The organism is Janibacter anophelis NBRC 107843 (assembly GCF_001570945.1).
Taxonomy (GTDB): Bacteria; Actinomycetota; Actinomycetes; order Actinomycetales; family Dermatophilaceae; genus Janibacter; species Janibacter anophelis.
In genome coordinates, this window is sequence record NZ_BCSQ01000086.1 from 1 (window position 1) to 9,618 (window position 9,618).

Annotated in this window: 8 protein-coding genes; all 8 read left to right on the forward strand. The window is 72.7% G+C overall.

All coding sequences use genetic code 11. The features are described 5' to 3' along the window. Positions 1-902, forward strand: a 902-nt coding sequence (locus JAN01S_RS15720; RefSeq protein WP_157075800.1) for an FHA domain-containing protein, incomplete at its 5' end; no start/stop codon positions are given. Positions 903-909: 7 nt separating this feature from the next. Beyond that, entirely contained in the window at positions 910-2,598 is a 1,689-nt protein-coding gene (locus JAN01S_RS15725) for a serine/threonine-protein kinase (RefSeq protein WP_084360322.1), read from the forward strand. Next, positions 2,598-3,077 (forward strand): hypothetical protein, encoded by a 480-nt coding sequence (locus JAN01S_RS15730; protein WP_068319683.1) that lies wholly within the window; start codon positions 2,598-2,600, stop codon positions 3,075-3,077. The genes JAN01S_RS15725 and JAN01S_RS15730 overlap by 1 nt, the downstream gene beginning before the upstream one ends. Next, positions 3,074-3,790 carry a hypothetical protein gene (locus JAN01S_RS15735; protein WP_068319685.1) on the forward strand — a complete coding sequence of 239 codons (717 nt, stop codon included), beginning with the start codon at positions 3,074-3,076 and terminating at the stop codon, positions 3,788-3,790. Before JAN01S_RS15730 ends, JAN01S_RS15735 begins: the two co-directional genes overlap by 4 nt. A 7-nt stretch (positions 3,791-3,797) precedes the next feature. Next, positions 3,798-5,279 carry a hypothetical protein gene (locus JAN01S_RS15740; RefSeq protein ID WP_068319687.1) on the forward strand — a complete coding sequence of 494 codons (1,482 nt, stop codon included), beginning with the start codon at positions 3,798-3,800 and terminating at the stop codon, positions 5,277-5,279. 13 nt (positions 5,280-5,292) lie between these two features. Next, positions 5,293-6,261, forward strand: a complete 969-nt coding sequence (locus JAN01S_RS15745; protein WP_068319688.1) for an AAA family ATPase — start codon at positions 5,293-5,295, stop codon at positions 6,259-6,261. Between the two features lie 14 nt (positions 6,262-6,275). Next, the gene (locus JAN01S_RS15750) at positions 6,276-7,694 is read left to right on the forward strand and encodes a DUF58 domain-containing protein (protein WP_157075801.1); all 1,419 of its coding nucleotides are present in this window, start codon (positions 6,276-6,278) and stop codon (positions 7,692-7,694) included. Continuing rightward, a partial coding sequence (locus JAN01S_RS15755) for a transglutaminase domain-containing protein (protein WP_157075802.1) occupies positions 7,691-9,618 on the forward strand: 1,928 nt, incomplete at its 3' end. The genes JAN01S_RS15750 and JAN01S_RS15755, both read left to right, overlap by 4 nt.

The following is a 9,618-nucleotide window of genomic DNA, read 5'->3' on the forward strand; positions in this document are numbered from 1 at the left end:
CCCCCGCTGGCGCCGAGCCGGCGCTGCCGGTGGCCGCGGGCGGTCCCGCGCACGTCCAGGCGGCCCGCGACGACGCGCCCGGCCACGAGCCCGGCGGCGGTCGCCCGCAGTTCGCCGACGGCCACCTCGTCGGCTCGCGCGTGCCGCAGGCCGGCGCCGCGCCCGCTGCTCCGGCCGCATCGACCGGCCAGATGGTCGCCGACAGCGGACCCGCACCGGCCGCGCCCGAGAGCGCCGACCAGTCCGGTGTCATCTCCGCCGTGCCGTGGGGCGAGGACGCCGCCGCGTCCGGTCCGGCACCGTCGGTCGAGCCCGTGGGCGGTCCGGCACCAGGCCCCGCGCCGGGGGCGCCGGGGATGCCCTTCGGCCTGCCGTCGCTGCCGACCCCCGACCACGCGGGAGCGCCGCAGCCGGAGGCACCCGAGCCGGAGGGCGAGTCCGAGGGCCCGATGGTGCTGGCCGTCCGGTGCTCGCTCGGGCACCTCAACGCTCCGCACGCCACCCGCTGCCGCGTGTGCGGCCAGGACCTGCCGACCCAGCAGCCGGAGCAGACCCTGCGCCCCGCGCTCGGTCACCTGCGCATGTCGACCGGGGACCTCGTGACCCTCGACCGCGGGGTCCTCATCGGCCGTGCCCCCCGCTCGAGCGAGACCGGACCGCGCTCACCGCACCTCGTGCGCATCTCGAGCCCGGACAACGAGATCTCGCGCAACCACGTCGAGATCGTCCTCGACGGGTGGCACGTGCTCGTGCGCGACCTCGGCTCGACCAACGGCACGACCGTGGCGCTGCCCGGCTCGTCGCCGGTGCGGGTGCGCCCCGGCGACCAGCAGACGATCGAGCCCGGGACCACGATCACCCTGGCCGACCAGGTCTCGATGGTCTTCGAGGTCACGGGATGATGCCTGAGTGAGTACCGCCCTCCCGCCCGACCTCGACGGGCTCGACTACGTCCAGCCGCTGGGCTCGGGCGGGTACTCCGACGTCTTCCTGTACGAGCAGCAGATGCCGCGGATGAAGGTGGCCGTCAAGGTCCTCAAGACCGAGGGGCTCACGCCCACGATCCAGCAGCAGTTCATCGACGAGGCCAACACGATGGCCCAGCTGGCCGACCACCCCTACATCGTCCAGGTCTTCCGCGCCGGGACGAGCGAGGACGGTCGCCCCTACCTCGTCATGAAGTACTACCCGCCGCCCAACCTCGCGCAGCGGGCGAGGACGGCACGCTTCTCCGTCGAGGAGGTGCTGCGCACCGGCATCCAGCTCGCCTCCGCCGTCGAGACCGCCCACCGGGCCGGCGTCATCCACCGCGACATCAAGCCGGCGAACGTCCTCGTGAGCCAGTACGGCTCGCCGGGCCTGACCGACTTCGGCATCGCCGGACGAGGCGGCGCACTCGAGGAGCTCGACGAGGACCTGGGCGTGTCGGTGCCGTGGGCCCCACCGGAGGTCCTCTTCGGCCACAGCAACGGCGACGCGCGCGCCGACGTCTACGCCCTCGCGGCGACCCTGTGGCAGCTGCTCGTCGGGCGTTCCCCCTTCGAGGTGCCGGGCGGCAACAACTCCGCCTTCGAGCTGATGCCGCGCATCCGGTCCAACCCGCCACCGAGCACCGAGCGCGCCGACGTGCCCCAGTCGCTCGAGCGGCTCCTCGCGCAGGCGATGAGCAAGAACCCGCTCGCCCGCCCCGCCAGCGCCATCGAGTTCGCCCGCAGCCTCCAGCAGATCGAGCAGGAGGAGCGCTTCTCCCGCACCGCGATCGTCGTCCTCGACGAGCTCGGCCACACCGGTGACTCCGGTGCCCTCGGGCACACCCGCGACCGCACCCAGCTGCGGGCCAACTCGGGGTCCGGTGCGCGGACCACGTCCCCGCCCCCACCCCTCGGCCAGCCCGTCATCGGCGGCCAGCTGAGCGGCGGTCGCAGCATCGGCGCCTCCGGCCCGGTGCCCATCGCCGACGGTGTCGTCGCCCGCCCGGGTCCGCCCGCCGGGACCACCGGACCACCCATCGGGCAGCCGTTGCACGCCTCCGGGCACAGGCCGCCGCAGGCATCGGGGCCGCGTCCCCCCTTCGCCACCGGGCCGCACCCGCCCCAGGGCTCCGGGCCGCGTCCCCCCTTCGCCACCGGGCCCGGACCGCAGCGACCCGGTCCGGCCCCGACCAAGCCGGCCACTCGACGCTGGCTGCCCGTGATCGCCGGGGTGTGCGGCTTCCTGCTGCTCGCCGGCATCATCGGCACGGCCTTGGCGCTCAACGACGACGACGGGGGCAGCGGCACCTCGACGGACACCCGGGGTGGCGGCTCGCTGGCGAGCGCACCGACCTTCACCATGGCCGTCGACGGCTCCGAGCTCGTCTACACGATCAACTTCGATGGGTACCAGGAGGGCGACCGCTACCTCGTCAAGGCCGCGATGTCCGAGGATGCCATCGACAAGGCGACCGCCTATGGGGTCGCCGACATCGACACCGAGACCGGCACGGGCACCTTCCCGCAGGAGCTGGGCTCCGCGGACAAGCAGTGCGCCCGCGTCCGGGTTCAGCGCGGCGAGGAGTACTCGCCGTGGAGCGAGACGCAGTGCAAGGACAAGGGCTGATGTCGACGCGACCGCGGACCACGCCACCACCGCCCCCACCCGAGCCCCCGAGCAAGGGGATCGAGGTCGGTCTGCTGCCCTTCATCGCGAGCATCGTCGGGGTGCTGCTCGTGTGCGGTGTCATCGGCGGCGTCCTGTGGGTCACCCGCGAGGACGGCGACGGGCCCGTGGCCACCCACACCGACCCGACCCAGCCCGGCGGAGCGCTCGCGGGGACCCCGCAGCTCGACGTCGCGCTCGACGGTGAGACCCTCGTGTTCACCTTCGACTACGAGGGACTGCAGGAGGGCGACCACTTCGAGGTCCGCACCGGGGGCGACCCCGACCAGGTCACGGGGACTCCTGTGCGGGTCGACGGCACCGAGTTCCGGGTCGGGGTGGCGCCAGGGGTCCAGCAGTGCGCGACCGTCCAGGTCGTGCGCGGGGCCCAGCGGTCGGGCTGGTCACAGGTCCAGTGCGAGACGGTGAGGAAATCATGAGTGACAGCGTGGTGACGGTCGACTTCTGCGGGGAGCTGCACGAGGCCCCCAAGGACGGGGCCCTGACGATCGGGCGCGAGGGCGACGTCGAGATCGACGACAACCCCTTCCTGCACCGGCACTTCCTCCAGGTCACCCACGAAGGGGGGTGGTGGTGGTTGACCAACATCGGCACCACCCTCACCGCGACCGTCGCGGACAAGAAGGGCCTCTTCCAGGCCTGGCTCAACCCCGGTGCGCGCATCCCCCTCGCCTTCGAGCGGGTCACCGTGTGGTTCACCGCCGGCCCGACGACCTACGACTTCGACGTGCTCGTCGAGAACCCCGGCTTCATGAGCGTCGAGCACGACGTCCTCCTGCCGCAGGAGGGTGGCGAGACCACAGTGGGCCGGGTCGCCCTGACGCCGGACCAGAAGCTGCTCGTCGTCGCCCTGTGCGAGGACTTCCTGCGGCGCGACGGCGCCGGCCAGGGGACCATCCCGAGCTCGGCCGTCGCGGCCGAGCGCCTCGGGTGGAAGGTCACGAAGTTCAACCGCAAGCTCGACAACGTCTGCCAGAAGCTGGCGGACGCCGGCATCCGCGGCCTGCACGGAGGACCGGGCAAGCTCGCGAGCAATCGCAAGTCGCGTCTGGTGGAGCACGCGCTGTCCACGCGGATGGTGACCGACGGCGACCTGGCCCTCCTCGAGGACCCCACGCAGGCGGGTGACTGACCGGAGCATGACCGAGCAGGGGAGCAGGGCGGACGAGGGGACCGCCGGCACCGGGAAGCCGCGTCGACCGACGTGGCTCCGGGTGCTCTCGGGCACCCTCGTGTCGCTGCTCGTGGTCGTCGGGGGCATCCTCGCGGTGCGGGCCGACGGGGAGCCGGTGCACGACGTGCACCTCACAGACGGGAGCATCTGGGTCTCCGGCGGGCGCTCCGGGTACTGGGCGCGGGTCAACACCGGCGCCCACGGCTTCGACCGCGTGCTCGAGGGAGCCACCCCGGCAGGTGGGGACGCTGCCGACACCCGGCCCGACGTCCTCCAGGACGGGCGCAATGCCGTCGGGGTCACGAGCGACCTGCGCCTGGCTGCCTTCGACACCCGCACCGGAGAGGTGCTCGACGGCGAGGTGCAGATCCCGGAGCCGACCTATCCCACGGGTGAGGACATCCACGAGCCGTCCCTGGTCGCCATGCATGGCAACACCTTGGCGATGGTCGACCACGCGACCGGGCGTGTCTGGGCCAAGCGCTTGGACCCGAAGGGGGGCACGCCCATCGGCGACCTCCTCGACACCGGTGAGCTCGCCACGGTGGGCGCCAATGCCTCGGTCACCGTCGACCTCCAGGGCGACGTCATGGCGGTCTCCGCCGACACGGGCACGGTCGTCGAGATCCCGGCGGAGGGCGCCGGCTTCGGCACGCCGGAGCGCACCGAGCTGGGATTCACCGGGGGTCGTGCCGCGGACATCACCGCCGTCGGCGACGCCTGGGTCGTCCTCGACCTCGAAAAGGGGGAGATCCACGCGGAGGGACTCGACCAGCCCCAGACCCTGCCCGGTGAGACGCAGGACACCGCCGGCGTCTCCCTGGCCATGGCCACCCTCCAGCAAGCGGGCCCGGCGAGCGACGTCGTCGCCTACCAGACCCCGGAGCGCGCGGGATATGTACGGATCACCCAGAGCGCCGAGCGGTCGTCCGGTGAGGTCGGGGTCGTCTCGGGGATCGACGACGACGAGAAGCAGGCCCGGTACCAGCGCATCTCGGAGCCGGTGGTCAACGGCGACTGCCTCTACGCCGCCTGGGGTGACGGCGACGCGATCCGGTGGGGCTCGGCGTGCGGTCAGGTGGAGGTCCCGGCCGGTGAGCTGACGGTCTCCGGGAGCTTTTCGCGGCGGCACGGTGTCGCCGTGCGGCACAACCGCGGGCAGGTGCTGCTCAACGACCTCGACACCGGCCGGGTCTACGACCTCTCGCTCACGGGTGACCTGCGGATCGACACCTGGCCGCAGGCCTCCGGCTCCGGGACGCCCGGCGTCTGGCAGCCGGGGGCGACACCCACCTCGACGAGCAGCCCGAGCCGCAGCTCCTCGAAGCAGCCGAAGAAGGACGCGGACTCGAAGAAGACGTCCACGTCGAAGAAGTCGTCGTCGAAGAAGAAGACCTCGAAGAAGACGACGTCGAGCACGAAGTCCACGAAGACAACATCAGGATGAGGAAGCAGGAACGATGAGCGTCTCCCAGGAGCAGGCCGGTTGGTTCAGCCACGCCTTCCAGCAGATGGTCGGCAACATCGACCAGGTCGTCCTCGGCAAGCAGCACGTGGTGCGCCTGGCCCTCACCTGCCTGCTGTCCGAGGGCCACCTGCTGCTCGAGGACTACCCGGGTACGGGCAAGACCCAGCTGGCCCGCGCCCTCGCGGCGACGGTCCAGGGGAGCACGAGTCGCATCCAGTTCACCCCCGACCTGCTGCCGAGCGACGTCACGGGCGTGACGATCTACGACCAGCAGAGCAAGCGCTTCGACTTCCACAAGGGTCCCGTCTTCGCGACGATCGTCCTCGCGGACGAGATCAACCGCGCCTCGCCCAAGACCCAGTCAGCGCTCCTGGAGGTCATGGAGGAGGGCCGGGTCACCGTCGACGGCACCACCCACGAGGTGGGCTCGCCCTTCATGGTCGTGGCGACCCAGAACCCCATCGAGCAGGCCGGCACCTACCGGCTGCCCGAGGCCCAGCTCGACCGCTTCCTCATGAAGACCTCGCTCGGGTACCCCGACCACGAGGCGACCGTGGCCGTGCTCGCCGACTCGGCCCGACGCGACCGGACCAAGGGCCTGCGGCCGGTCGTCACGGCCAAGGTCGTCAGCGACATGGCCGCCCTCGCCGACCAGGTCCACGTCGACCCGGCGATCCTGGCCTACATCTCCCGCATCGCGGAGGAGACCCGGCGGCACCGGGACGTGCGCCTGGGCCTGTCGGTGCGCGGGGCACTCGCCTTCGTCCGCTGTGCCAAGACCTGGGCCGCCGGCCAGGGGCGCACCCACGTCGTCCCCGACGACATCAAGATGCTCGCGGAGCCGGTCATGAGCCACCGGCTGCTCCTGAGCGCCGAGGCCGAGTTCGCCGGGGTGCGCGTCACCGACGTCATCGGCCGCGTCCTCGGCGAGGTCGCACCCCCGACCGAGCGCATCGCCTGACGAGCCCAACCGACATGACCCAAGGACTGCCGACGCCGCCCCCCGACGCCCCTCGGGGGCGCGGTCGGGTGCGCCAGGAGGCACAGCCCCCCGGCCCGGGGGCCGACTCCGACGCGCGGTTGGAGCAGATGGCGGCCGCCAGCAAGCAGCGCGCCACGGGCACGCGGCGGACCGTCACGCTGCCGGGCGCCTCCGTCCTCGCCGTGGGTCAGGGCGCGGGCCGGGCGGTGCGCCACGGCGTCGCCGCCACCGACGACCGGGTGCGGCGCACCTGGTTCGGCGGCCGGCTGGACTGGGTGACCTCACTCGGCTGGACCCTGCTCGGCATGGGTGTGCTCCTGTGGCTGCTCGGCGCCCTGCTCGGCTGGGTCGAGCTGACCGTCATCGCGGCGACCGCGCTGACACTGGTGCTCGTCTGCGTCCTCGTCTCGCTCGGGCGGCACCGCGCCGACGTCGACCTCGTCGTCGAACCCCTGCGCGCCCAGATCGGGGACCTCGCCCAGGGACACCTCGTCCTGACCAATGTCTCGCGCCGCACGATGCTGCCCTCGCTCGTGCGCCTGCCCGTCGGCTCGGGCGAGGAGCTCATCCCGGTCCCGTTGCTGCGCAAGGGTGCCCAGCACCGCATCTCCTTCCCCATCCCCACCCCACAGCGTGGAGTCATCCCCGTCGGCCCGCCGACGACCGTCCTCGGTGACCCCATCGGCATCACCCGGCGCACCACCACCTTCGGCACCCAGCAGCTCATGCACGTCCACCCCCGACACGTGGCCCTCGAGTCGGGTGCCCACGGCCTCCTGCGTGATCTCGAGGGCGAGGCCACGCCGGACCTGTCGATGGCGGACATCTCCTTCCACGCCCTGCGCGAGTACGAGCCGGGTGACGACCGCCGGCACGTGCACTGGCGTTCCTCGGCCCGCCACGGCAAGCTCCTCGTGCGCCAGTTCCAGGAGACCCGGCGCTCGCACCTCGGCGTCGTCGTCGACACCGACCCGGCCATGTACGCGGGGGGCGAAGGGGACGTGGAGACCGCGATCGCCATCGGCGCCTCGCTCATGGTCCGCTCGATCAAGGACGAGCAGGAGGCGACGATCGTGTGCAACGACGGCTTCGCCTCCCGCACCACGGTGCCCCTCGTGCTCGACACCCTCACCACCGTGACCTTGGGTCGGGTCGACCTCGTGCGGTCGGCGCGCGCCATCTGCGGCCACGCCCCGGACTCGTCGGTCGCCGTGCTGTGCACCGGTCCCGGCCGCGCCTTCCTCGAGATCCAGCAGTGCCTCGGCGAGTTCGAGACCGAGGTGCACAAGGTCGCGATCGTCGTCGACCCCCGCGAGCGCACCGGCCTGCGTCGGCTGCGGGGCCTGAGCGTCGTCACCGTCAGCGACCTGTCCGACCTCTCGGGCGTCCTCGGGGGGTTGGTGCCCGCATGAGCACGGACGCGGGAACTCGCGCGCGAGCGGACGACGCCGGCCTCATCGGCGCCCCCAAACCGGGGATGGTCAAGCCCCAGGTCACCGGCAAGGACAAGGTGCGGGCAACCCTGGGGCGGATGCGCCCGGGGCTCGGCCACTGGGTCGACACCCTCTTCACCGTCGCCGTCGTGGGGTGCGCCCTCGTCGGGCTGCGCACGGTCCTCTTCGGCTGGGAGTGGTGGCTCGCCGCAGCGTCCGGCGTGCTCTTGGGGCTCGTCATCGGCCACATCCAGGGGACCTACCGGTGGCCCCTCATCGCCATCACCGCCTTCGGCGCCGTCCTGTACCTGCTCCTCGGCGGACCGCTGGCCGTCCGTGACGACCTGAAGTGGGGCGTGCTGCCGACTGGGCAGACGTTCAAGGACCTCGTCGCCGGACCGACCCGCGGCTGGATGGACCTGCTCACCCTCGTCCCCCCGGTGGACGCCCGCGGCCACCACCTGGCCGTCCCCTTCTTCCTCGCCCTCGTGGGGACCTCGATCACCTACGCGACGGCGCGCGTGACCCGGTCGCGACTGCGGCTGGTGGTTCCCCCCTTCGTCCTGCTCGTCGTGACCATCGCCCTGGGCACGCAGCAGCCGGCGTCGCCATGGATCCAGGGACTCGCCCTCGGCGTGCTGCTCATCCTGTGGTTGTCCGTGCGCGACCACCTCGACCCCGACATCGGCATCGCCCGTCCCGGAGCTCGCCGCCCCGCCGTCTCGCGGATCGTCTCCGGTGCCGTGCTGCTCGGGATCGCGGCGCTCGTGGGGGCCCTCGTCGGACCGCACCTCCCGGGGCTCGACGACCAGGAGGAGCGCCGGGTCGTGCGCACCGACGTCGTCCCCGACCACGACGCCAACGTGCTCGCATCACCCCTGTCGAGCTACCGCGAGTTCACCGCGACCAGCCCCACCGGGCTGTACGACCGGCAGATCCTCCAGGTCCAGGGGGTCCCGGCGACCACGCCCATGCGCCTCGCGACGCTCGACACGTGGGACGGCACGACGTGGGGCATCGCCGGTCGCGGGGACTCCCGCGCCGACGCCGGTCGCACCTTCCAGCAGTTCGGCCGGCGGGTCGGTGTGCTGGCGAGCGGCGACACCACCCAGGTGCGGGTCACCGTCCCCGAGGGCGGCTACCGGGGCTCGTGGATCCTCACGACCGGTCGCGTCGAGGGCATCGAGTTCATGGGGTCGGCCCGGGAGCGGCTCGAGGGCAAGGCGTGGCTCAACCTCAGCACCAACACCGTGCTCGTGCCCCCGAGCATCGGTCCCGGCGACGTCTACGAGGTGCGCACCGAGCTCCCGCCCACCGGTGCGGGCGAGCTCCCCGACGAGCTGCCGGTGGCCGCGGGCAGCATGCCCATCACCGGTGACCTCTCCTTCGTCGACGGCCGGATCGAGGCATGGGACGGCGACGCGACGGACCGGTGGGAGCGCTTCCGCAACATCGCGACGACGATGCGCGAGGAGGGGACCTACACCGACGGCACGCCGGCGACGAGCCGGGAGCCTCTCGATGAGGACGCCCGCGCGGACCGGGCGCAGGCCGCCCAGGACGTCCCGGCCGGCCACGGCCTGGGGCGTCTGGACGACTTCCTCAACTCCGACCCGCTCGCCGGCAACGACGAGCAGTACGCGGCGACGCTGGCGCTCATCGGCAACCGTCTCGGCATCCCCACGCGGGTCGTCGTCGGCGCCACCGCGACCGACGACGGCGTGGTCCGCGGGCGTGACATCCACGCCTGGGTCGAGGTGCGACAGTCCGACGGGCGCTGGTTCCAGGTGCTGCCGCAGACCTTCGTCCCCCCGAGCGAGCAGGCCCTGCCCGCCGGGACCGTCCCCACCCCGTGGGAGGCGCCCGTCGTCGAGCCGCCGCCCCCACCACCGCCCCCGCCCCC